This window comes from Leucobacter sp. GX0328, assembly GCF_053567315.1.
This window is the reverse complement of the sequence record NZ_JBSGPC010000001.1, coordinates 736,855-760,167: the sequence shown is the minus strand read 5'-3', so window position 1 is coordinate 760,167 and position 23,313 is coordinate 736,855. Positions and strand designations below refer to the sequence as shown.

Below are 23,313 nucleotides of genomic sequence, written 5' to 3'. Positions count from 1 at the left end.
ATGACGCAGGTCGAAAACGATCCCGTCCCGATCGTGAGGTTGCGGCGGATCGTCAAGAGGTTCGCCGGCGTCACCGTCGTCGACGGTGTCGATCTCGACTTCTTCCCCGGCCAGGTGCACGTCCTGGCCGGGGAGAACGGCGCCGGTAAATCGACGCTGATGAAAGTGCTCGCCGGCATCCACCAGCCGGACGCAGGTACCATCGAGATCGAAGGGCGGGAACGGCAGCTCGATGTGGCGAGCGCCAAGGAAGCCGGCATCGCGATCGTGCACCAGGAGCTGCTCATCGCCCCGAACCTCTCCGTCGCCGACAATCTGGCGATGGGGCGCGAGTACCGCGGCCGTTTCGGCGGCCTGAGCCTGAAGCGCACCCGCGAGGCGGCCGAACGGCAGCTCGAACGAGTCGGCGTCGACTTTTCTTCTTCGACGCAGGCCGGGAAGCTGAGCACCGGCAAGCAGCAGCTCGTCGAGATCGCCCGGGCGGTGTCGGGCGACCCGAAGGTTCTGATCTTCGACGAGCCGACGGCCGCGCTCTCGACGCGTGAGGTGCGCAAGCTGTTCCAGATCATCGACGAGCTGCGCGGTCGCGGTTGCGCGATCGTGTACATCACTCACCGCATGGACGAGATCGAGGAGCTTGCCGATGTGGTGACGGTGCTGCGCGACGGAAAGTTCGTCGCGACGATGCCCAAGGCCGAGGCCACCCCAGAGACGATCGTGACCAGAATGGTCGGACGTGCGGTCGAATCGCTCTTCCCCGATCGCTCCGCGCAGCTCGGCGAAGTGCGGCTGTCGGTACGGGATCTGGGAGACGGCGATTGGATCGGCCCAGTCGGATTCGATGTCAGAGCCGGCGAGATCGTCGGCGTCGCCGGTCTCGTGGGCTCGGGCCGCTCGGAGATGGCCCGTCTCATTTTCGGTGCTGACCGCGCCGCGACGGGCACTGTCTCGGTTGATGGACATCGTGCGGCCGCGTCCAGGTCTCCCATCGGCGCGATGCGGAACGGCATCGCGCTGGTGCCCGAGAGCCGCAAAGAGCAGGGCCTCGTGCTGGGGCGGAGCGTGAGTGACAACATTGTGATGGCGTCGTACCGCAAGGTCTCGCGCGGAGGGGTCATCCAGCGGCATTCCGTCCGCTCGACCGCCGAGGAGCAGAAGAGGTCGCTCGGTATCAAGGTCGCGAACCTCGATCAGCGCGTTCGCGAGCTTTCGGGCGGCAACCAGCAGAAAGTGCTGCTTTCCAAATGGCTCGAGACGGATCCGAAAGTGCTGATCCTCGATGAGCCGACCCGGGGCGTCGACGTCGGGGCGAAAGCCGACATCTACAAGATCATCGAGGCGGCGGCGCAGCAGGGGACGGCGGTGATCGTCATCTCGTCAGAGCTGCCGGAGGTGCTGGGGCTCGCGGACCGCGTGCTCGTCATGCGCCAGGGCGACATCGTCGCTGATCTCCCCAATGAGGGGCTGACCGAGGAAACGGTTATGGAGCATGCCTTCGGGTTGGCTCAGCGCCCAATTCACAACATCAGGAAGGAAGCTTCGGCATGAGCGCTGTAGACACATCGGTGAAGACCTCGCGAAACGGGGGTCGGGGCACCGTTCGGGAGTTCTTCGATCGGAACGAGCAGCTCGGTGTCGGACTCGCATTGGTCGCGCTGGTCGTGCTCATGGCGTTCATCGCACCCTACTTCATGACCACGAACAACCTCATCGAGGTGATGCGCCAGGTATCGGCGATCGCCATCCTCGCTGCGGGCGGTACCTTCGTGATCCTCACCGCGGGCATCGACTTGTCGGTCGGCTCGGCGCTCGGTGTCACCGCCATGGTCGCGATCGTCTGCGCGAACGCGGGCCTGCCAGCGATCGTCGCAATCGTCTGCGCCCTCGCCGCAGGTACCGTGATCGGCGCGATCAACGGCGTCTTCATTGCCCGCTTCGCGCTCCCGGCGTTCATCGTCACACTCGCGGCGCTCACTTACCTCCGCGGCGTAGTGTACGTCGGCACCGGTGGAACGACGCTGATCCCTGCGCAAGTCGACTACGCCTGGATCGGTCAGAGCTCGTTGCTCGGCATCCCCTACGCCGTACTCATCATGCTGGCCGTCTACGTCGGCGGCTGGTTCCTCCTGAACCGCACGGTATTCGGACGCCAGGTCTATGCGATCGGCGGCAATATGGAGGCTGCGCGCCTCTCGGGCATCCCCGTCCGCCGAGTGATCATGCTGACCTATGTCATCTCGGGCGTGACCGCCGGCATCGCGGGCCTGATCCTCGCCTCCCGTCTGGAGAGCGCAGTCCCCGACCTCGGCTCGGGCTACGAACTCAACGCGATCGCCGCGATCGTGCTGGGCGGTACCTCGCTCATGGGAGGCCGGGGCTCGCTCGTCGGCACTTTCATCGGGGCGCTCTTCATCGCCGTCCTCTCGAACGGCATGACTCTGATGAACGTCGAGTCGTTCTATCAGCAGATCATCATGGGCGTCGTGATTCTCCTCGCGGTGCTGATCGATCGCCTGCGCAGAGGGCAGTCGGCCGACTAGGCGCACGCGCGACCACTCTCGGCCCCGGATTCAGGGCGCTCATGCCGCGTCCGAAATCCGGGGCCGTCTGCGTTGCACTGTTCTTCGAGGCCGCGCGTTTGCTCGCATATGTCTCAATCGGCGACCTCACTGGCGCGATTCTTAACAGAAACAATGCTCATATGAGCATAAGTTTGCGAAACAGTTGGCTTGTGCGATCTGCGCCGGTACGTTATCAAGCGGTCCCGTCACCCTGCGAACGGTGGGCTTGGGGTCACGTCGGAATACACGAGGAGGTGGATGGTGGGGCGATATCTCGGCGTCGATGTTGGGACGGAGAGCGTGCGGGCCTCGCTCTTCGACGAGCAGGGCGACACGCTCGGTACCCATCGGTCGGCGCTCCGCACGGTGTTCCCGCGCCCGGCTTGGGCGGAGCAGGATCCCGAGGAATGGTGGAGTGCGGCTGTCGAAGCCGTGACCGGTGCGCTCGCCGCCGCCGGGACGGCCTCCGTCGACACCATCGCCGTAGCGACCACCTCCTCTTCGGTCGCATTCCTCGACGAGGCCGGGGTGCCGGTGCATCCCGCACTCCTCTGGATGGATCAGCGTGCTGCCGACGAAGCGGCGCTTTCTGCGCGGACTGAACATCCGAACCTAGCGTTCGCCGGCGGCGGCAACAGCGCGGAATGGCTGGTGACGAAGGCAGCCTGGATGGCGCGCAACCGGCCCGAGGTATGGGCCCGCACGGCCAAAGTGAGAGAGTGCCACGACTATCTGGTGGAGCGCCTCACCGGTCGGGCGTTCGCTTCACGCATGATGGCGGCCTGCAAATGGAATCTCGTCGGCGATCACTACCCGACTGATTTATACGCAGACCTCGGCGCCCCAGGACTTTCGGAGAAGCTGCCGTCGACGGTGTTGCCGGTAGGCGCTGCGGCCGCGGAGATCCACCCTGCCATCGCCCGGGAGCTCGGCATCTCCGGGAGTCCCGTCGTCGGCATCGGAGGTATCGATGCGCACCTCTCGCTCGTGTCACTGGGCGAGCTCGAGCAGGGCAGCGATGGTCCGCTCTACTCGATGGTCGCCGGCACATCAAACGCGCTCACTCTGGAGATCGAGGACACGATCTTCGATTCCCGCTTCTGGGGGCCGTATCCAGATGCGTTGCATTCCGGCCGTTACCTCGTCGAGGCCGGCCAGGTGACCACGGGCTCCGTGCTGAGCTGGGCGGCCGAGCGGCTGTTCGGTGTCGAGCGCGCGGATCTACCATCGCTGCTCGCACAGGCCGATCGCATTCCGACGGCCTCCCACGGCATCATCGCCCTGGACACCTTCATGGGCGGTCGTACACCGTGGAGGGACGCGATGATGCGCGGCGGCGTGCATGGGCTCTCCTTCCAAACCGGTCCGGCTGAACTCTATCGGGCGCTCGCAGAAGCCGTAGCCCTCGGTTCGAAGGCCGTGGTCGCGGGCCTCACCGAGGCCGGTATCCCGGAGCCCGGGGTGTTCGCGGTCTCCGGCGGCATTACACGCAACCCGCTCTGGCTGCAGCTCACCGTCGATGCGGTCGACCGCGAGATCGCAGTCGTGCGCGATGACAATCTGACGCTCAGGTCGTGCGCGCTGATCGGCCATCGTCTGGAGACCGGCGCCGCATCGGCCGCCCAGTTCGCCCCGCCGATCGAGATGCTCCAGCCGAGGCCCGCCGATGCCGCGGCGCTCGGACTGGCATACGAGGACTACCTCGACGCGCAGGAGAGCGCGGCGCAGCTGCGCGCCAGGGTCTCGGCCCGCCGCTCCAGTTCCGAATCCCAAGTACGCGAGGAGACGAAATGACGACCGAAGCATTGCTCGACGAGAACGGGCGCGAGATCGCCTTCTCGATCGAGGACGTCAGCATGGTGTTCCCCGGCGTGCGAGCGCTCTCCGGAGTCTCACTATTCGGCTATCCCGGAGAGGTGCTCGCGATCTGCGGGGCGAACGGCGCAGGAAAGTCCACGCTTGCGGGGGTGCTCGCCGGTCAGACCGTGCCGACCGAGGGGCGGGTGCGCATCGCCGGCTACGCGGGAGAGATCACCTCTCCGTCCGATGCCGAGGATGCGGGCATCTTGCTCATGCATCAGGAGCCTCTGGTGATCGACACCTTCACCGTTCAGGAGAACGTGTGGCTCAAGCAGCTCAGCGGTTCGGGCGGGTCGCGCGGCTGGAAACGCGTGAAGACCGATGCCGTCGGCGCACGCAAGGCGCTAGACGCCGTGGGCCTCACGGACGTACCGCTGAAGCAGTCGGCGAGCTCGTTGCCCCCGGGGCTTCGGCAGATGCTCGCCTTGTCGCGTACTCAGGTCGTGCCACACCGCATCCTCCTGCTCGACGAGACCACGGCATCGACGACGGAGGAGCATTTCCAGGATGTCCTGCAGCTCGTCGCCGCCGAGCGGGCAGCAGGCACGAGCATCATTTTCGTCTCGCACCGCATGCAGGAGGTCTTCTCGATGGCCGACCGCATCGCCGTGCTGCGCAACGGCCGCCTCGTCGGAATCCGAGAGACTGCGAGCACCGATCACGACGAGATCCTGACCATGATGGTCGGCGAGCGCGTCGCCGCGATCGAGCCTCCCGAGAACGCTCCGGGGCCTGAAATCGAACCGCTCGTTCGCGTCGAGGGACTCGCTGCGGGGTCGGCCCATGACATCTCCTTCACCATCAGACCCGGCGAGATCCTCGGCATGTACGGACTCGTCGGGAGCGGACGCAGCTCCATCGCGCGGGCGATCTCGGGGCAGCAGGAAAGGTACGCGGGCACTGTGACGATCGGTGGCCGCGAGACACATGCGAGAACGCCCTTTCACGCTCTCGACGACGGGGTCGTCTACGTCTCGGAGGACCGCCGCAAAGAAGGGTTCCTGCCCGATTTCAGCAACGGGCAGAACATGACGATCTCGACGCTCGGGCGGTACTCCAAGGGAGGAGTGCTGAAGCTCCGGGAGGAGCGGGCCGAGGTCGATCGGCTCATCACCGAATACCAGGTGAAGGGCACCGGCAGCACACTGACGCGCACCCTTTCGGGCGGCAATCAGCAGAAGGTATGCCTGGCCAAATGGCTCGAGGCCGAGCCCGAGTTCGTCATCCTCGACGAGCCGACGAAAGGCATCGACATCGCTGCCCGCATGAACATCTATCAGATCATCCGTCGCCTGGCCGACGCCGGCAAAGCCGTGCTCGTCGTATCGAGCGAAGCGGAAGAGGCGACCGCTCTCTGCCACAGGATCCTGATCGCGCGCGATGGCGAGATCGTCGCAGAGATGCATCCCCATACCGACACCGCGGATGACGTCATCCGCGCCTCACTGGGAGGAAAAGCCGCATGAGCGCCCCACCAACCACCGAGACCGTATCCGTGAACGCGGTCGATTCTGATAAGAAGCCCTTGCCCCCGTTCCTCGGATGGCTGAAGGAGCAGTACCCGCTGTTCATCCTCATCGGTCTCCTGATCGTGGCCGCCTTCTCCACCGATGCGTTCTTCACGACCCGCAATCTGACGAATCTACTGCTGCAGGTATCGGTCATCGGCATCGTGTCGTTGGCGCAGTTCCTGATCATCCTCACGGGCGGCATCGATATCAGCGTCGGCTCGGTGCTCGCGCTCGCGGGTGTCCTCTGCGCCGGCCTGCTGAACGGCCAGAGCGTACTTCTTGCGGCCGTGGTCGCGATCGCCGTCGGCCTGCTCTTCGGCATTCTGACGGGATACCTCGTCGCGTTCCGGGGGCTCGAACCGTTCATCGTGACCCTGGGTATCATGGCGCTCGCCCGAGGCCTCGTCTACGCCTACACCGAGGGTGTTCCGGTCAAGCCCGCCGCTGAGGACTTCCGCGCGATCGCGACGACGACCGTCGCCGGAATTCCTGTGCTCGGCCTCATCTGGCTGGGGCTTGCGGCGCTCATCTGGTTCGTGACGACGCGCACGGTCTTCGGCCGGCGCATCTACGCGATCGGCAGCAATAAGCATGCCGCGTACGCGTCGGGTGTTCCGGTGCGGCGCACCCTGATCACGGTGTACATCTTCGCTGGCATTCTCGTCGGCCTCGCCGGCTTCCTGCTGACGGCTCGCATCGGCGCCGCGACTCCGACCGCCGGCAGCCTGTACGAGCTCGACGCCATCGCGGCCGTCGTGATCGGCGGCGCGAGCCTGGCCGGTGGCAAGGGACGCCTCTCGGGGGCCCTCTTCGGCACGCTGATCCTCGGCGTGATCGCCAACCTGCTCGTGCTGCTCAACGTCTCCGCATATCTGCAGGATGCGTTCCGCGGCGCGTTGATCCTGTTCGCGATCGTCTTCACCACCATCTCCGTCAGCAAGAAGTTCTCGAAGAACTGACGTTCAACACCCATCCAAGAGAGGAACACTCATGAAGAAACTCACACGGCTCGCGGCAGGTGTCGCAGCGGCCGGCCTGGCGATGTTCGGGCTCGCTGCCTGCGGCAGCACTGAAGGCGGCGGCAACGATGCCACCGGCGAGGCGCGCAATGTCGAAGACCTGAAAGTCGGTTTCCTGATCCGTCAGCTGGATGCACCGTACTTCGCGGCGATGCAGAAGGAAGCCGAGGACCTGGCGGCCGAGCAGGGTTTCGAACTGCTGGTGCAGGATGCGGGCGGTGACGCGGTGAAGCAGCTCGATCAGGCCAACACCATGGTGACCCAGGGCGTCGACGTGCTGCTCATCAACGCGACCAGCCAGGACACGCAGCGCGATCAGCTCGAGCAGCTCGCGAACGATGTGCCGATCATCTTCGTCGATTACGGAGTGCCGGATGTCGGCGTGACCACTGTGCAGTCAGCGAACGAGGAGATCGGTCGCCTGTCGGGAGCTCTCACCGGCGAACGCGTCGGCGAAGGCGCCGACATCACCGTCGGCGTGCTGACCGGTCCGCCCGAGGACGACATCGTCGGGCCGCAGCGGCAGGGAGGCTTCCTCAAGGGCCTCGAGGAAGCCGGCGTGAAGTACGACATCGTCGCGGAGGCCCCCGCGGGCTGGGCGCAGGATCAGGCGGTGCCGGCGACCGAGTCGATCCTCGCGGCGAACCCCGACCTCGACCTGCTGCTCGGACTGAACGACTCGATGGCCCTCGGCGGCCTGACCGTCCTCGAAGACCAGGGCAACACGACGACTCTCGTCGCCGCGGCATCCGATGGTCAGAAGGAAGCGCTGAAGCTGATCCAGGACGGAGGGTGCGATGGCCGTTACATCTCGACGGGCTTGAACTCGCCGAGTCTCGCCGTCAACCGTGCGGTGGAGATCGGTCTCGAGATCGGTACTGGCAAGGCGTCGGCCGATGACTTCGAGCCCCTGGAGTACACCGAGGCCGCGGGCATCAACTGCGAGAACGTGGCAGAGTTCTACGACGAGAACAGCGTCTTCTAACGTTCTTCGGTTGGGCGTCCGGGCCGTGGCCCGGACGCCCAACCGCTCCTGCTCGATACCACTGAAAGGAACGCCATGCAGATTCCCGACACCATGGACACCAGCGTCCTGATCGAACCGCACCGCATCGAGCTGCAGCAGCGGCCGGTGCCGACTCCCGCGGCGAACGAAGTGCTCATCCGTGTCGACGTCATCGGCGTCTGCGGTTCGGACACCCACTTCTACGAATCGGGCGCGGTAGGCGATATCGTCGTGCAGAGCCCCGTCGTCCTCGGGCACGAGACCTCGGGCACCATCGTCGCGGTCGGCGCCGACGTCGACGAGGGCCGCATCGGCGAACTCGTCGCGATCGAACCGCAACGGCCGTGCCGCGTCTGCGAGCTCTGCAAGAGCGCTCAGTACCATCTGTGCCGCGATATGCGGTTCTACGGCGCTTGGCCAGTCGACGGTTCGTTCTCGGAGTACGTGACCATCGAGGCCGATTTCGCATTCCCGGTGCCCGAGGGCATGACTGCTGAGGAGGCCGCGCTCGTCGAACCTGTTTCGGTCGCTCTGCACGCCTGCCGTCGAGCCGGAGTGTTCCCCGGAGCGAGGGTGCTCATCTCAGGGGCCGGACCGATCGGTATTCTGACGGCACAGGTGGCGCGATCCTTCGGGGCGACTGAGCTCGTCGTCAGCGACCCGCTCGAGCATCGGCGGCAGTTCGTGCTCGAACACGGCGCGACGAAGACCATCGATCCGTTGAACGGGGGGCTCGTGGGCTACGACGAGCACTTCGACGTGTACATCGACGCCTCGGGCAACGGCAGGGCGATCCAGGCCGCGTTCCCCGCGATCAAGCGCGGTGGCATGGCGTGCCTCGTCGGTATGGGGTCCGACAGCCTCGATATCCCGATCGCCATGCTGCAGCATCGCGAGATCACGCTGACCGGCACCTTCAGGTACGTGAACACCTGGGCGACGGCCATCGACCTCATCGCCTCCGGCCGCGTCGACGCTTCGCCGATCATCACTGGGCAGTACGGGCTCGATGATGTCGAAGGCGCGCTGATGAAGGCGAAGACCGACCCTCTTGCCATCAAGACGGTCATCCTCCCCTCGATCAAGGCCGCTCGTTGACGCAGAGGAAGCCGGACGGCCCGGGAGCATCGGCGCGGCCGACGATCGCGCTGCGAGCCGATGCCCTCCTGTTCGACATGGACGGCACGATCGCGGACTCGGTCGAGGCCGTTGAGCGCACCTGGTCGGCCTGGGCGCGCGAATTCGGGGTCGAGGCGCCCGACCTCGCCCGGTACCACGGTCGCACTGCTGCTTCGATCGCGGCGTCAGTGCTGGAGGACGGTTATGTCGAGGAGGCTCTCCGACGCATCGAAGAGCTCGAATCGGATCCTTCGCTGCCATGTTCGCCCACTCCGGGCGCGCTCGAACTGATCTCGTCGCTGCCCGCCGATCGGTGGGGCGTCGTCACCTCGGCGGTCAGATCCGTCGCGCTCAGCAGGCTCGCGAACGCCGGCTTCGGCGTACCGCCCGTGTTCGTCAACGGTGAAGACGTGAGCCGCGGGAAGCCCGACCCCGAACCGTTTGCCCTCGGCCGGGAACGCATCGGATATCTGCTGCGGGAGGGCACGACGGTGATCGCCTTCGAGGACACAGCCGTAGGCCTGCGTTCGGCGCGGGGAGCGGGGTGTCTCGCGATCGGGATCATCGGGACCGAGGATATCTCTTCGCTCCGCGCCCACGCCGACCACATCGTCTCTGCGTTGACCGACGTCCGTGTCGACAGCGTCGATTCCGATGGCGTGCATCTGCTGATCGCGCCGCATGGCGTCTGAGCGAGGAGCCGACGATTGAACGCAGAGAACCCGGAAGCCGCGATCGCCCGAGTACGGGGCGAGGTTGCCGAGCTGCACGCGGAGCTCGTGAAATACGGCCTAGTCGTATGGACGGGCGGGAACGTATCTGGTCGCGTGCCCGGAACCGAGCTGTTCGTGATCAAGCCGTCGGGCATCGCCTACGAGGATCTGGCGCCCGAGAACATGATCGTGTGCGACCTTGAAGGTCGGCCGGTTCCGGGAACGCAGGGGAGCGAACGAAGCCCCTCCAGCGATACTGTCGCGCATGCCTACGTCTACCGGCATATGCCCGACGTCGGCGGGGTCGTGCACACGCACTCCGCATTCGCCACCGCCTGGGCCGCGAGAGGCGAGGAGATCCCGTGCGTGATCACCGCCATGGCCGATGAATTCGGCGGCCCGATTCCGGTCGGCCCATTCGCGGTGATCGGTGACGATTCGATCGGTCAGGGCATCGTGGAGACGCTCCGCGGGCATCGCTCCCGGGCGGTACTCATGCAGAATCACGGCCCGTTCACCATCGGCGTCTCGGCGAAGGATGCGGTGAAGGCCGCCGTCATGGTCGAGGATGTCGCCCGTACCGTGCATTACGCCCGCGAGGCCGGGGAGCCAATCCCGATTCCCCAGGACCGTATCGATGCACTCTACGCCCGGTATCAAAACGTGTACGGGCAGGACGGAGACGAGCGACGATGAGTCTCATCTCGGACGGAGGGACGGTTCTCGGCATCGAGCTCGGCTCCACTCGTATCAAGGCCTGCCTCATCGATCCCTCCGACGCGCGAGTGCTCGCGACCGGTAGCCATGTCTGGGAGAGCCGACTCGTCGACGGCCACTGGAGCTACGGGGTCGACGAGATCTGGGCCGGACTGCGGAGCGCATACGCGAGTCTGATCGAGAACGTGGCACGAAGCGAGGGGACTATGCCTGCGCGCTATCGGGCGATCGGGGTCTCGGCGATGATGCACGGCTACCTGGCGTTCGATACGGCAGGCGAGCTTCTCGTGCCGTTCCGCACCTGGCGCAACACCAATACGGGGCCGGCAGCGCAGAGGTTGACGGCAGCGTTCGGCGAGAACGTTCCGCTGCGATGGTCGAGCGCGCATCTGCTGCAGGCGATCCTCGATGAAGAACCGCATGTCTCGAGCATCGACCATTTGACGACGTTGGCCGGCTATGTGCATTGGAAACTGACTGGCAGGCGCGTGCTCGGAGTCGGCGATGCCTCCGGCATGTTCTCCCTCGCGGTGAGCGGGGACGCCTTCGACATGGAGAAGCTCGGGAAGTTCGATTCGCTGGCTGGTGGCGCGCTCGGGAGGCCGGTGAGCGGTGTGCTCCCCGAGGTGCTTCCTGCTGGCCGTGCCGCCGGTGCCCTGACTCGTGCCGGAGCAGCACTTCTCGATCCGAGCGGACGCCTGGAATCGGGCATCCCGCTGTGCCCGCCCGAGGGCGACGCCGGCACGGGAATGGTGGCGACCGGCGCCGTGAGCCCGCGTACGGGGAATGTGAGCGCGGGCACCAGTATCTTTGCAATGGTGGTGCTCGAGCGGCCGCTCGAACAAGTGCATATGGAGATCGACGTCGTCGCCACCCCGGCCGGCGATCCGGTAGCGATGGTGCATTGCAACAACGGCGCGAATGAGATCGGCGCCTGGGGCGCGATGTTCGCCCGGTTCGCAGAAGCGCTCGGGACGCAGGTCAACGGCGACCGCATATTCCAGGTCCTCTTCGATGAAGCCTTGCGGGGCGCTCCCGATGCCGGGGGCGTCGTCGCGTACAATTTCCTCGCCGGTGAACCGGTCGTGGAGATCTCAGACGGCCGCCCTCTCGTGGTCCGTTCGCCCGATAGCGAATTCACGCTCGCGAACTTCATGCGGTCGCAGCTGTACGGCGCGTTCGGAGCTCTGGCGATCGGCATGGAGGCGCTCGATGGCGAGGGCGTCGCGATCGACCGGCTGCTGGCTCACGGGGGGGATCTTCCGTACGGCCGAGGTCGCCCAACGTTTCCTCGCAGCGGCGCTCGATACGCCGGTGACGGTGGGAGAGACTGCGGCCGAGGGCGGCGCATGGGGAATTGCGGTGCTCGCCGCCTACCTCGAGCATGCGGAAGCGATCGAGCTCGGCAGCTACCTCCGCGAGCATGTCTTCTCGCAGAGCGCATGCGAGACTCGGGTCCCCGAACCCGAAGCCGTGCGCGGCTATCGGGTGTTTCTCGAGAACTACCGCGCAGCACTCCCTGCGGTACGGGCTGCGGCTGTGGAGCGAAGCGCGACGGCGCCTGCCCTACAGTAGGAGCACACGAGCTGAGGAGGGCGCATGGCGCGCGAGTTCTGGAACGCGGATGTCACCGGCCTGCTCCGTGCGGGGGAGGGGTTCCGCCTGAGCGATGTCGACCCCGACGCGCACCCGGGCACGGATGGCGGGAAGTCGGAGGCCGAGCAGGAGCTCGCGCGGGCGGCCGAAGAACTGCGGCTGCTGCAGGAGAAGCTGTTCGCCCAGAGCCGGGAGGGCGCCGAAGGGCGGCTGCTCGTCGTGCTGCAGGCCATGGACGCCGCAGGCAAAGGCGGCATCGTCAACCACGTCTTCTCGCAGGCCGACCCGTACGGACTCTCGGTCTCGGCGTTCAAAGCGCCGACCGCTGAGGAACGGGCGCACGACTTCCTGTGGCGCATCGAACCGCGCGTTCCCGGCCCGGGCGTGATCGGCGTCTTTGACCGATCGCACTACGAGGACGTGCTGATCCAGCGCGTGCGCGAGTTCGCTCCGCCCGAGGAGATCGAGCGCCGCTACGGCGCGATCGCCGATTTCGAGAAGCGCATCGCCGACGACGGCGTGCGCATCGTGAAGATCATGCTGCACATCTCGCCGGAGGAGCAGGCCGAGCGCCTGCTCGCCCGCCTCGACGACCCCGAGAAGCACTGGAAGTACAACCCGGGCGACGTCGACGAACGCCTGCTCTGGCCGCAGTACATGGAGTCGTTCCAGATCGCGATCGAGCGCACCGATGCCCCGCACGCGCCCTGGTACGTCATCCCGGCGAACTCGAAGCGCTACGCTCGCGTCGCAGTGCAGCGCATCGTGATCGAGGCGCTCGAGAGCATGCAGCCCGGCTGGCCTCCCGCCGCTTTCGACATCGCGGCCGAACGGGCGCGCGTCGTGGAGTCCGCGGGGATGCTCTGGCCGTAGGGCGCCGGGGCGCCGGGGCGGTGCGCTACTCGGCGAACGCCTCGGTGATGGGGCGCAGCTTCGACACGGTCTCGCCGAGCTCGTGCGCGGGGTCGGAGCCCTCAACGATGCCGCCGCCGGCGCTCGCGACGACGGGCCGGTCGCCGGTCTCGGGGTCGGCCGCGCCGATCTGGGCGCAGCGCAGCGCGATCACCCACTCGCCATCGCCCGCCGCGTCGATCCACCCGACCGCGCCCGAATAGCGCTCGCGATCGAACGGTTCGAGCTCCGCGATCATCGCGACCGCATCGGCCGTCGGGGTGCCGGCGACCGCCGCCGTCGGGTGCAGCGCGCCCACCAGCTCGAGCGCCGAGCTCTCCTCGCCGAGGGCGGCGCCGAGATCGGTCGCGAGATGCCACACGTTCGGCAGCTTCAGCGCGAACGGTTCGTCGCTCGTGCGCAGCTCGCGCACATGGGGCGACAGCGCGGTCACGACGCTCTGCACCGCGAACGCGTGCTCGTGCTGCTCTTTCGCGCTCGTGAGCAGCTCGTCGCGGGCCCGGGCGTCGCGCGCGTCGTTCTCGGCGTGGCGGCCGCGGGTGCCCGCGAGCACGCGGGCCGAGACGGCACCGCTCGTCGACCGGATGAGCGTCTCGGGGCTCGCGCCGACGAGCCCGTCGACCGCGAAGGTCCAGCAGTCGAGGTAGCGCTCGGCGAGGCGGCCGAGCGGCACGCGCAGGTCGGCGCCCGCAGCGACCGTGCCGCGCACCTGCCGGGCGAGCACGATCTTCTCGAGCGCGCCGCGCCCCACCCGCGCCGTCGCCTCGCGCACGCCGCCGAGATAGGCGTCCAGGGTGTGCGGGGCGGGGGCGAAGCCCGTGCCGGGCCAGGGGCCCGCGGGGGAGGCCCCGGGCAGGCGCGCTGCGGGATCCCTGTCGAGAAGATCGCTATCGCGCTCGCCGAGAGCATCGTCCTCGCCGAGCGCCGAGATCTCGGTGACCCACGCGGCGCCGCGGTGCCGCGCGATGAGCAGCCGCGGCACGACGAGCACGCTCTTCGCCCCGCTCGCATCGTCGAACGCGAAGGTGCCGAGCGCGACGAGGCCCGTGCCGGGCAGCCGCACCGCGTCGTCGATCTCGGCGAGCGCCGCGACTCTGCGCCAGTGCTCCGCCGCCCGCTCGAAGCGGTCGGGGCCCGAGAACTCGAGCCGCAGCACCTCGCCGACGCCGACGCAGCCGCGGTCGTCGCGCAGCCACAGGAGCGGCTGCGCGGGGTCGGCGAATGCGACGAGATCGGGGGTCGCCGCAAGGGGGCGCGTGACCGCGCGAAGGCGCGGGGCCGCTGGGGTGCTCATCACCCGCTCCAATCTACCCGGTCGCATTCGAGAGCCCGGTGGGTGCCCGGGCCGGGGTCAGGTCGAGGCGCTCTGCATGCGGCAGCGGCCGCCTCGCACCGCGCGCTCAGCAAGGCCCAGGACGAGCGGAGCGCAGGACGGCTACGATGGAACGGTGATCCGACCCGACACCTCCACCAAGCGCGCGACCGACGTCTCCGCGATGTTCGACGAGGTCTCCCCGAGCTACGACCTCATCAACGACGTGCTCACGGTCGGCAACGACCGCCTGTGGCGGATCGCCACCACGCGCGCCGTCGACCCGCGGCCCGGTATGCGCGTGCTCGACATCGCCGCCGGCACCGGCACCTCCTCCGCCGCGCTCGCCGCGCAGGGCGCCCACGTCGTCGCCGCCGACTTCTCGGAGGGCATGCTCGCCGAGGGGCGCAAGCGCCAGGCCGGCAACGACCGCGTCGAGTTCGTGCAGGCCGACGCGATGGATCTGCCGTTCCGCGACGACGAGTTCGACGCCGCCACCATCTCGTACGGCCTGCGCAACATCGCCGACCCCCGCAAGGCGCTCGCCGAGATGCTGCGCGTCGTGCGCCCCGGCGGTCGCGTCGTCATCAACGAGTTCTCGACGCCCCCGCTGCCGTTCGTGCGCGTGCCGTACCAGCTGTACGGCCGCTACGTGCTGCCGCGCGTCGCCGGCCTCATCAACCGCAAGGCGGCCGAGGCGTACGAGTACCTGAACGAGTCGATCGAGCAGTGGCCGGCGCAGGAGGAGCTCGCGGAGTGGATGCGCGAGGTCGGGTTCGAACGCGTCGCCTACCGCAACCTCACCTTCGGCATCGTCGCGCTGCACCGCGGCTTCGTGCCCGAGGGCCCGAAGACCGAGACCCCGAAGACCGGAGACACGCAGTGAGTCGTCCCCTAGCCGAAGACACGGCGACCCAGGCGCTGCCGATGCGCCTGTTCCAGGGCGCGCAGGAGCGCCGTCAGGCGAAGGCGATCCAGGAGCAGCTCGAGATCATCGAGCAGGCTCTCGCGCAGCAGCTCGAGTTCGCCTCGCCCGTCGCCGACGCCCCTGCCCGCTACCTCATGGAGGCCGGCGGCAAGCGCATCAGGCCCGTGCTGACGCTGCTCGCCAGCTCGCTCGGCGACGGCCCGAACGATCGCGTGCGCCGTGCCGCGCAGGCGATCGAGCTCACCCACCTCGCCTCGCTCTACCACGACGACGTCATGGACGACGCGAACCTGCGCCGCGGGGTGCCCGCCGCGCAGACCGTGTGGTCGAACTCGGTCGCGATCCTCGCCGGCGATCTGCTGTTCGCTCGCGCCTCGAGCCTCGTCTCGGGCATGGGCGAGGAGGCCATCCTGCTGCAGGCGCGCACCTTCGAACGCCTCTGCCTCGGCCAGCTGCACGAGACCGTAGGCCCCGGCCCCGACGACGAGCCGATCGCGCACTACATCCAGGTGCTCGCCGACAAGACGGGCGCCCTCATCGCGACGGCCGCCCGCATGGGCATCATGTTCAGCGGTGCGCCCGGGGCGTACGCCGACCCGGTCACCGAGTACGGCGAGCGCATCGGCGTCGCCTTCCAGCTCGTCGACGACGTCATCGATCTGTCGCCGAAGAAGGAGCAGACCGGTAAGAAGGCGGGCACCGACCTGCGGGCCGGCGTCGCGACGCTGCCGCTGCTGCTGCTGCGCGAGCGCGCAGCAGCAGGCGACGCCGCCGCTTCCGATCTGCTGCGACGCATCGACGAGGGCGTCGCGGCGATCGGGCAGGGCGCCGACGCGGGCCTGCTCGACCCCGAGGTCGAAGAGCTGCGCGCCCACGAGGTGACGCGCGAGACCGAGGCGACGGCCCGCCGCTGGGCCGAAGACGCGAAGGCGGCGCTCGCGCCGCTGCCGAAATCGTCGGTGAAGCGCGCCCTCGAGCGCATGGCCGACTCCATCGTGAACCGGGAAGGCTGAACCGCGCCTCGGCGCAGTGCACAAGATGAGCAAGATGAGACTCGCGATCGTCGGGGCCGGCCCGGCCGGCATCTACACCGCTGACCTGCTGCTGAAGGCCGAACGCGACTTCGACGTCGAGATCGACCTGTTCGAGCAGCTGCCCGCCCCCTACGGCCTGGTGCGCTACGGCGTCTCGCCCGACCACCCGCGCATCAAGGGCATCATCACCGCCCTGCGCCAGGTGCTCGACAGCGGCACGGTCAACTACTACGGCAACGTGCGCTACGGCGTCGACATCACGCTCGCCGACCTCAAGCGGCACTACCACGCGGTCGTGTTCTCGACGGGCGCGATCCGCGATGCCGCGCTCGAGGTGCCGGGCATCGACGCCGCATCGTCGTACGGCGCCGCCGACTTCGTGAGCTGGTTCGACGGCCACCCCGACGTGCCCCGCACCTGGCCGCTCGAGGCCGCGTCGGTCGGCGTCATCGGCAACGGCAACGTCGCCCTCGATGTCTCGCGCATGCTCATCAAGCACGCCGACGACCTGCTGCCCACGGAGATTCCCGACAACGTCTACCAGGGGCTGAAGGCGAACCCGATCGAAGAGCTGCACCTCTTCGGCCGCCGCGGCCCGAAGTACGTCAAGTTCACGCCGCTCGAGCTGCGCGAGCTCGGCGAGGTGCGCGATGTCGACATGGTCGTCGACGAACGCGACTTCGACGTCGACGACTCCTACGCCGACGAGACGCTCGCGAAGAGCAAGCAGGTGCTCGTCATGACCCGCATCATGGACAAGTGGCGCGCCGAGCAGCGGCAGCGGGAGGCCGGCGAGGTCGCGCCCGCGAGCCGCCGCCTGCACCTGCACTTCTGGTCGAAGCCCGTCGAGGTCGTGACCGAGAACGGCCGTGTCGCGGGGCTCAAGATCGAGCGAACCGCGCCCGACGGGGGCGGCGGCATCGTCGACACGGGCGAGTTCGAGGTCGTGCCGATGCAGGCCCTCTACCGCGCCGTCGGCTACTTCGGGTCGCCGCTCGACGAGATCCCGTTCGACGAGAACCGGGGCGTCATCCCGAACGATCGCGGCCGGGTCGTCGACCTCGAGGGCGAACCGATCGCCGGCGTCTTCGCGACCGGGTGGATCAAGCGCGGCCCCATCGGCCTCATCGGCCACACGAAGTCGGATGCGATGGAGACGCTCGAGCAGATCATCGCCGATCGCGCCGACTGGTGGCAGCCGACCGCCCCCGAGCCGTCGGCCGTTCCCGAGCTGCTGCACGCGCGCGAGGTGCCCTACACGACGATCGAGGGCTGGCATCGCCTCGACGAGCACGAGCTCGGCCTCGGCGACGAGGCCGGCCGCGAGCGCATCAAGGTCGTATCGCGCGAGGAGATGACGCGCATCTCGCGCGGAGAATAGCGTTCAGGCGTCGCGCCCGTGCGCTGCCGCGACCTCGACGAGCTGCCTGCGCGCCCCGATGAGGTCGCGCGCATCGCCGCGCCAGATCGCCACGAGGGGTCGGCGCACGGCGGCGGGCCCGATGGGCACGGCGACGATGCGCCCCAACCGGGCGTCGTCGAGCACGGTGAGCTCGCTGAGCACGGCCGGTGCGACGCCGCGTGCGACCGCCGAGCGCACGGCCGCCTCGGTCGCGAGCGACATGAGGGGCGGGGCGGCCTCGGCGCCGAGTCGTTCTCGCACGGCGCGCTCGAACGCCGCGCGGGTGCCGCTGCCGGCCTCGCGGGTGACGAGCGGGGCCCGGGCGAGCTCGTCGACGGGGATCATCGCGCGCCCCGCCCACTCGTGCTGCGGTGCCACCGCGACGACCATGCGATCGTGCCGCACGATGGCGTGAGCGAGACCGCGCGGGGCCTCCGGCTGCTCGATGAAACCGAGGTCGGCGTCGCCGCCCCGCACGAGCGCGATGACCTGCTCGCTGTTCGCGGTGCGCAGCTCGACCTGCACGGTCGTGCGGCCCGCGCCCAGACGGGCGCCGCGCAGCTCCACGATCCAGTCGGGCAGCAGGTGCGCGGCGATCGTCTGGCTCGCGGCGACCCTGAGGGCTGCGGCGCCGCTCTCGCCGCGCAGCTCGGCGATAGCGGCGTCGAGGCGCGCGGCCGCGGCGAGCACTTCGTGCGCCCCGGCGAGCACGGCGTCGCCGGCGGCGGTCGGGGCGACGCCGGCGGGGGAGCGGTGCACGAGTTCGAGACCGATGAGGCGTTCGAGACCGCGCAGTCGGGCCGACACCGCCTGCTGGCTGAGACCGAGGTCGCGGGCGGCCGCCGAGAGGCTGCCCGTGCGCACGGCGCACTCGAGCACGCGGAGTTCGGCGAGGGAGGGGCTGGGCACGAACCCACGATACAACCTCTGCTTGTACCCTCCAAGCGCATACCCGGTATCGGGCGCCCGCGCCGTGCAGCAGACTGAAGGCATGCAATTCGCCCCCGCCGTCACCCTGCCCGCACGACTCCTGCAGCGCGGGGCCGAGGTCTGGCCCGGATTCCTGCTCTGCGCGGCCATCGCGGCCGTCGCGACCGCCATCGGCGCAGCGGCGCCGGTCGTGGGGTCGGCGATCCCTGCCGTCGTCATCGGCGTGCTCATCGCGGTGGTGCGCCGGCCCGCGGGCCGCTTCGCCCCGGGCGTCGCCTACTCGGGCAAGTTCGTGCTGCAGCTCGCGGTCGTGCTGCTCGGCGCGCAGCTCTCGCTCGCGAGCATCGTCGAGGTCGGCGCCGAATCGCTGCCGGTCATGCTGAGCACGCTCGCGGTCTGCCTGCTCGCCGCCTGGCTCATCGGCCGGGCGCTCGGCGTCGACCGCGATATCCGCACCCTCATCGGCGTCGGCACCGGCATCTGCGGCGCGTCGGCGATCGCGGCGACCGCCCCCGTCATCAAGGCCCGCAGCTCCGACATCTCGTACGCGATCTCGACCGTGTTCCTCTTCAATATCATCGCGGTCATCGTCTTCCCGGCCGTCGGCCATGCGCTCGGTATGACGCCGCACGCCTTCGGGCTCTTCGCCGGCACCGCCGTCAACGACACCAGCTCGGTCGTCGCCGCGGCGAGCGTGTTCAGCGCCTCGGCCCTCGGCTTCGCGGTCGTCGTGAAGCTCGTGCGCACGCTCATGATCATCCCGATCACGGTGACGCTCGCGGTGCTCGAGGCGCGGCGCTCGGGCGAGGGCACGGGCTCCGGCGAGGCCTGGAGCGCCCGCCGCATCCTGAAGCTCGTACCGTGGTTCCTCCTCGGCTTCGTGCTCGTCGCCTGCGTCGGCTCGACCGGCGTCCTCTCCGAACCCGTCGTCGACGCCGCGACCCGGGTGAGCGTCTTCCTCGTCGCGACGGCGCTCGCCGGCATCGGTCTCTCGACCGACCTGCGCGCCATTCGTACGGCCGGCTTCCGGCCGCTGCTGCTCGGCGGCATCCTCTCGGTGCTCGTCGCGACGACCGCGCTCGGCGTGATGGCGCTCACGGGCCACATCGGCTGAGCCGGGCGGCCCGGCGGCTCAGCCCAGGGCGCTCGCGAGCGCAGTCAGCGTCTCGCTCGCGCCGCCGTCGATGCGCACGGCGAGGGCGGCCCGCGCGTCGACCGCCGTCGGCCCGCGATTGATGACGGCGAGAGGGATCCCTCGTCGTTCGGCCCGGTTCACGAGCCGGATGCCGGTGTTCACTGCGAGCGAGGTGCCCGCGAGCAGCAGCGCGTGCGCGCCGTCGACCAGGGCCTCGGCGCTCGCGAAGACGGGCCGCGGCACGAGCTCGCCGAAGTAGACGACGTCGGGGCGCAGCACGCCGCCGCACACGGGGCACGACGGCACCGCGACGCCCGCGACCTCTGCGACGAGCGCGTCGCCGTCGGGCGCGATCTCGGCGCCCGCATGCCGCTCGGCGAACCCCGGGTTCAGCGCGTCGAACCACGCGAGCACCTCGGCGCGGCCCCAGCGGCGGTCGCACGCGGTGCAGCGGATCGTCGCCCCGTTGCCGTGCAGCTCGACGACCGTGCGCGAGCCCGCGCGGCGGTGCAGATCGTCGACGTTCTGCGTGATGACGCCCTCGATGCGGCCCGCCGCCTCGAGATGGGCGAGCGCGGTATGCCCGGCGTTCGGGGCGACGTGCGCGGTCGCCAGAGACCCGACCCTGGCACCCGCCCAGAACCGGCGGCGGTACTGCTCGTCGTCCATGAACTGGGCGATGCTCATCGGGGTGCGCGGCGGCGTGCCCGCGCCGCGGTAGTCGGGGATGCCCGAGTCGGTCGAGACGCCCGCCCCCGTGAGCACGGCTACCGGGCCCGCCTCGAAGAGCGCTGCGAGCCGAGCGATGCCGTCCTCCGAGCCGCCGCCGATGCCCTGGTCCATGCGATCCCCTTCCCGCGCTCCACGCTACCGGTGCGCGGGCCCGCGCTGACACGCGATACGCTGGCACTCATGACTTCCGCAGCCCGACCCGCTCCCTCGGGCGGTGATGCACCGCTGCGCATGGGATTCGCGCTCGCCGGAGTGCTGCTGCTCGCCATGAACCTCCGTGCCGGCATCACCTCGGTCGGCCCCGTGCTCGGCGATATCCAGCACGACCTCGGCATCTCCGGCAGCGCGGCCTCCTTCCTCATCAGCCTCCCGGTCGTCGGCTTCGCGATCTTCTCGCCGCTCGCGCCGCTGCTCGCCAGGCGGATCGGCCTCGAATGGACGCTCGGCGGCGCGCTGCTCGTGCTCACCGGCGCGATCGTGCTGCGCTCGGTGCCCATCCCGGGTGCCATCTGGGGAGGCACCGCGTTGCTGGGCGCAGCTGTCGCGACGCTGAACGTACTCATCCCTGCGCTCGTGAAACGGGAGTACCCGCATCGGGTCGGGCTCATGACGGGCGTCTATTCGGCCGCCCAGAGCACGCTCGCAGCGGTGGCTGCAGGGCTCGCCGTGCCCATCGCCGGTGCAAGCCAGTTCGGCTGGCGGCTCTCACTCGGAGTCTGGGCCGGTCTCGGGCTCATCGGCTTCGCCGTGTTCCTGCCGACCCTGAGGCGACGAGTGCGCGTACCCACTGGCTCTCCAGCCGCAGCGGCGCCAGCCCCGCGCACGGGGCCACCGATGTGGCGCTCGGCCCTCGCCTGGCAGGTGACGCTCTTCCTCGGCCTGCAATCCACGATCTACTACACGGTGATCACCTGGTGGCCGACGATCGAACGCGACCTCGGGTACAGCTCCGTCGCGGCGGGATGGCACCAGTTCGCCTTCCAGTGCTGCGGCATCATCGGCAGCCTCAGCGCGGCCGCCCTGCTGCACCGGCTGCCCAGTCAGAGCGCGATCGCGGCCGCCGCCGCGATCCTGCCGATCATCGGCCTCGCCGGCGTGCTGCTGATGCCGCAGCTCGCCCTGCTGTGGGTGGCATTGATCGGGCTGTCGGGCGGGATCGCCATCACGACGGCGCTGTCTCTGTTCGGCCTGCGCACCCGCGACCATCATCAGGCGGCGTCGCTGTCGGGCCTGGCGCAGTCGATCGGCTACCTGCTCGCGGCGGCGGGGCCGGTGGCCGTCGGCGCGATGCACGACGCGACAGGATCCTGGAAGCCGGGGCTCGTGCTCGTTCTTGCGAACGCCTGCGGAATGCTGGTCTTCGGCACCCTCGCCGGGCGCGATCGCTTCGTCGGCGAAACCGGGCGGCCGGCCCAGCGGTGAGTCGGCCGGCGCACCCCGTCATCTAGAATCGGTGACATGACTTCGGCACGCGAACAGCTCATCGACCTCATCACCTCGGAGGCCGTGTTCCACGGCGACTTCACCCTCACCAGCGGCAAGAAGGCGACGTACTACATCGACCTGCGCAAGCTCTCGCTCGACCACCGCGCGGCCCCGCTCATCGGTCAGGTGATGCTCGACCTCATCGGCGACGTCGACGGCGTGGTCGCCGTCGGCGGCCTCACGATGGGCGCCGACCCGATCGCCTCGGCGATCATGCACCAGGGCGTCGCCCGCGGCGAGGTGTACGACTCGTTCGTCGTGCGCAAGGAGCCGAAGGATCACGGCCGCGGCCGCCAGGTCGAGGGCCCCGACCTCGCCGGGAAGCGCGTGATCGTCGTCGAAGACACCTCGACGACCGGCGGCTCACCGCTGCAGGCCATCGAGGCGCTCGAGAAGGTCGGCGCCGAGATCGCGGCCGTCGCCGTCGTGGTCGACCGCCAGGCGCCCGCCAAGGAGCGCATCGAAGCGGCCGGCTACGAGTACCGCTACGCGATCGGCCTCGCGGATCTGGGGCTCGACCCGCAGTGACTGCCGCCGCGGTGCCCGGGCGCGCGCCCGCCGTGTTCCCGCTGATCCTCGTCGGGGTCGCGGGCGGTCTGCTCTCGGGCCTGTTCGGAATCGGCGGCGGCACGATCATCGTGCCCGCGCTCGCCATCTGGCTGTCGATGCCGCAGAAGCTCTCGGCGGGCACCTCGGTCGCGGCGATCCTGCCGACGGCCGTCGTGGGCGCGACGACCTACGCGATCCAGGGGCACGTCGACTGGATCGCAGCGCTCTGCCTCGCGGTCGGCGTCGTCATCGGCGCCCAGATCGGCAGCCATCTGCTCGCGAAGCTGCCGCTCGGCGCGATCCAGTGGGGCTTCATGGCGTTCCTCGCCGTGATCATCGTGAGCCTGTGGTTCGTGGTGCCGCAGCGCGGCGACCAGATCGAGCTCACGGCGCTCACGATCTCGATGCTCGTGCTCACCGGCCTGCTGACCGGCGTCATGTCGGGCATCCTCGGTATCGGCGGCGGCGCCGTCGTCGTGCCCGTGCTCATGTTCTTCTTCGGCGCGGACGACCTCGCCGCGAAGGGCACGTCGCTGCTCATGATGATCCCGGGGTCGATCTCGGGCACGCTCGGCAACCTCCGGCGGAAGAACGTCGACCTGCGCGCCGCGGCCCTCGTCGGCGTCGCCGCCTGCCTGTTCGTGCCGGTCGGAAACCTCTTCGCGGTCGTCATCGACCCGTTCTGGGGCAACGTCGCCTTCTCGGCCTACCTCGCGTTCGTCCTCGGGCAGATGCTCGTGCGCAGGCTGCGGAACCAGTAGAGGCGTCGCCGGTGCGCTCGATCCCTGTCGA

20 protein-coding genes and 1 pseudogene are annotated in these 23,313 nt (G+C 68.9%); 18 read left to right on the top strand and 3 right to left on the bottom strand.

The window, feature by feature from the left end:
* From ACUYTF_RS03360 to ACUYTF_RS03310, 11 genes and pseudogenes are all read left to right on the top strand, one after another.
* Window positions 1-1,548 (top strand): ATP-binding cassette domain-containing protein, encoded by a 1,548-nt coding sequence (locus ACUYTF_RS03360; RefSeq protein ID WP_434143119.1) that lies wholly within the window; start codon window positions 1-3, stop codon window positions 1,546-1,548.
* The gene (locus tag ACUYTF_RS03355; protein WP_434143120.1) at window positions 1,545-2,540 is read left to right on the top strand and encodes an ABC transporter permease subunit; all 996 of its coding nucleotides are present in this window, start codon (window positions 1,545-1,547) and stop codon (window positions 2,538-2,540) included. The genes ACUYTF_RS03360 and ACUYTF_RS03355 overlap by 4 nt, the downstream gene beginning before the upstream one ends.
* A gap of 279 nt (window positions 2,541-2,819) precedes the next feature.
* Window positions 2,820-4,355 (top strand): FGGY family carbohydrate kinase, encoded by a 1,536-nt coding sequence (locus ACUYTF_RS03350; RefSeq protein ID WP_434143121.1) that lies wholly within the window; start codon window positions 2,820-2,822, stop codon window positions 4,353-4,355.
* Window positions 4,352-5,887, top strand: a complete 1,536-nt coding sequence (locus tag ACUYTF_RS03345) for an ATP-binding cassette domain-containing protein (RefSeq protein ID WP_434143122.1) — start codon at window positions 4,352-4,354, stop codon at window positions 5,885-5,887. The genes ACUYTF_RS03350 and ACUYTF_RS03345 overlap by 4 nt, the downstream gene beginning before the upstream one ends.
* Complete coding sequence (locus ACUYTF_RS03340; RefSeq protein ID WP_434143123.1) at window positions 5,884-6,891, top strand: ABC transporter permease subunit; 1,008 nt, start codon at window positions 5,884-5,886, stop codon at window positions 6,889-6,891. The genes ACUYTF_RS03345 and ACUYTF_RS03340 overlap by 4 nt, the downstream gene beginning before the upstream one ends.
* Before the next feature lie 31 nt (window positions 6,892-6,922).
* Entirely contained in the window at window positions 6,923-7,936 is a 1,014-nt protein-coding gene (locus tag ACUYTF_RS03335; protein WP_434143124.1) for a substrate-binding domain-containing protein, read from the top strand.
* Window positions 7,937-8,011: 75 nt separating this feature from the next.
* Window positions 8,012-9,055 (top strand): NAD(P)-dependent alcohol dehydrogenase, encoded by a 1,044-nt coding sequence (locus ACUYTF_RS03330; RefSeq protein WP_434143125.1) that lies wholly within the window; start codon window positions 8,012-8,014, stop codon window positions 9,053-9,055.
* Entirely contained in the window at window positions 9,052-9,768 is a 717-nt protein-coding gene (locus tag ACUYTF_RS03325) for an HAD-IA family hydrolase (protein WP_434143126.1), read from the top strand. Before ACUYTF_RS03330 ends, ACUYTF_RS03325 begins: the two co-directional genes overlap by 4 nt.
* A gap of 15 nt (window positions 9,769-9,783) precedes the next feature.
* A complete protein-coding gene (locus ACUYTF_RS03320; RefSeq protein ID WP_434143127.1) occupies window positions 9,784-10,485 on the top strand; it encodes an L-ribulose-5-phosphate 4-epimerase in 702 nt (233 codons plus the stop codon).
* Window positions 10,482-12,081: pseudogene (locus ACUYTF_RS03315) on the top strand (xylulokinase). The gene ACUYTF_RS03320 and the pseudogene ACUYTF_RS03315 overlap by 4 nt, the downstream one beginning before the upstream one ends.
* 24 nt (window positions 12,082-12,105) lie before the next feature.
* Window positions 12,106-12,975 (top strand): PPK2 family polyphosphate kinase, encoded by an 870-nt coding sequence (locus ACUYTF_RS03310; protein WP_434143129.1) that lies wholly within the window; start codon window positions 12,106-12,108, stop codon window positions 12,973-12,975.
* 25 nt (window positions 12,976-13,000) lie between these two features.
* On the opposite strand, the gene ACUYTF_RS03305 is transcribed toward ACUYTF_RS03310, so the two are convergent.
* Window positions 13,001-14,308, bottom strand: a complete 1,308-nt coding sequence (locus ACUYTF_RS03305) for an isochorismate synthase (RefSeq protein WP_434143130.1) — start codon at window positions 14,306-14,308, stop codon at window positions 13,001-13,003.
* 154 nt (window positions 14,309-14,462) lie between these two features.
* Between ACUYTF_RS03305 and ubiE the strand changes: the two genes are divergently transcribed.
* Genes ubiE through ACUYTF_RS03290 form a run of 3 tightly spaced genes read left to right on the top strand, consistent with a single transcriptional unit; the run spans window position 14,463 to window position 17,669 of the window.
* Window positions 14,463-15,212 carry a bifunctional demethylmenaquinone methyltransferase/2-methoxy-6-polyprenyl-1,4-benzoquinol methylase UbiE gene (gene ubiE / locus ACUYTF_RS03300; RefSeq protein ID WP_434143131.1) on the top strand — a complete coding sequence of 250 codons (750 nt, stop codon included), beginning with the start codon at window positions 14,463-14,465 and terminating at the stop codon, window positions 15,210-15,212.
* A gap of 41 nt (window positions 15,213-15,253) precedes the next feature.
* Entirely contained in the window at window positions 15,254-16,267 is a 1,014-nt protein-coding gene (locus ACUYTF_RS03295; protein WP_434143211.1) for a polyprenyl synthetase family protein, read from the top strand.
* 25 nt (window positions 16,268-16,292) lie between these two features.
* Window positions 16,293-17,669: a pyridine nucleotide-disulfide oxidoreductase gene (locus ACUYTF_RS03290; protein ID WP_434143132.1), complete on the top strand. Its 1,377-nt coding sequence runs from the start codon at window positions 16,293-16,295 to the stop codon at window positions 17,667-17,669.
* A 3-nt stretch (window positions 17,670-17,672) separates the two neighbouring features.
* On the opposite strand, the gene ACUYTF_RS03285 is transcribed toward ACUYTF_RS03290, so the two are convergent.
* Window positions 17,673-18,599: a LysR substrate-binding domain-containing protein gene (locus ACUYTF_RS03285; protein ID WP_434143133.1), complete on the bottom strand. Its 927-nt coding sequence runs from the start codon at window positions 18,597-18,599 to the stop codon at window positions 17,673-17,675.
* A gap of 82 nt (window positions 18,600-18,681) precedes the next feature.
* Between ACUYTF_RS03285 and ACUYTF_RS03280 the strand changes: the two genes are divergently transcribed.
* Window positions 18,682-19,734 carry a putative sulfate exporter family transporter gene (locus ACUYTF_RS03280; protein WP_434143134.1) on the top strand — a complete coding sequence of 351 codons (1,053 nt, stop codon included), beginning with the start codon at window positions 18,682-18,684 and terminating at the stop codon, window positions 19,732-19,734.
* Between the two features lie 18 nt (window positions 19,735-19,752).
* On the opposite strand, the gene ACUYTF_RS03275 is transcribed toward ACUYTF_RS03280, so the two are convergent.
* A complete protein-coding gene (locus ACUYTF_RS03275; RefSeq protein ID WP_434143135.1) occupies window positions 19,753-20,598 on the bottom strand; it encodes a Sir2 family NAD-dependent protein deacetylase in 846 nt (281 codons plus the stop codon).
* 69 nt (window positions 20,599-20,667) lie between these two features.
* On the opposite strand from ACUYTF_RS03275, the gene ACUYTF_RS03270 reads away from it, so the two are divergent.
* Genes ACUYTF_RS03270 through ACUYTF_RS03260 form a run of 3 tightly spaced genes read left to right on the top strand, consistent with a single transcriptional unit; the run spans window position 20,668 to window position 23,282 of the window.
* On the top strand, window positions 20,668-21,909 hold the full coding sequence (locus ACUYTF_RS03270; protein ID WP_434143136.1) for an MFS transporter: 1,242 nt from the start codon (window positions 20,668-20,670) through the stop codon (window positions 21,907-21,909).
* A 36-nt stretch (window positions 21,910-21,945) separates the two neighbouring features.
* Window positions 21,946-22,500: an orotate phosphoribosyltransferase gene (gene pyrE, locus ACUYTF_RS03265; protein WP_434143137.1), complete on the top strand. Its 555-nt coding sequence runs from the start codon at window positions 21,946-21,948 to the stop codon at window positions 22,498-22,500.
* Complete coding sequence (locus tag ACUYTF_RS03260; protein ID WP_434143138.1) at window positions 22,497-23,282, top strand: TSUP family transporter; 786 nt, start codon at window positions 22,497-22,499, stop codon at window positions 23,280-23,282. Before pyrE ends, ACUYTF_RS03260 begins: the two co-directional genes overlap by 4 nt.
* Window positions 23,283-23,313 lie beyond the last annotated feature (31 nt).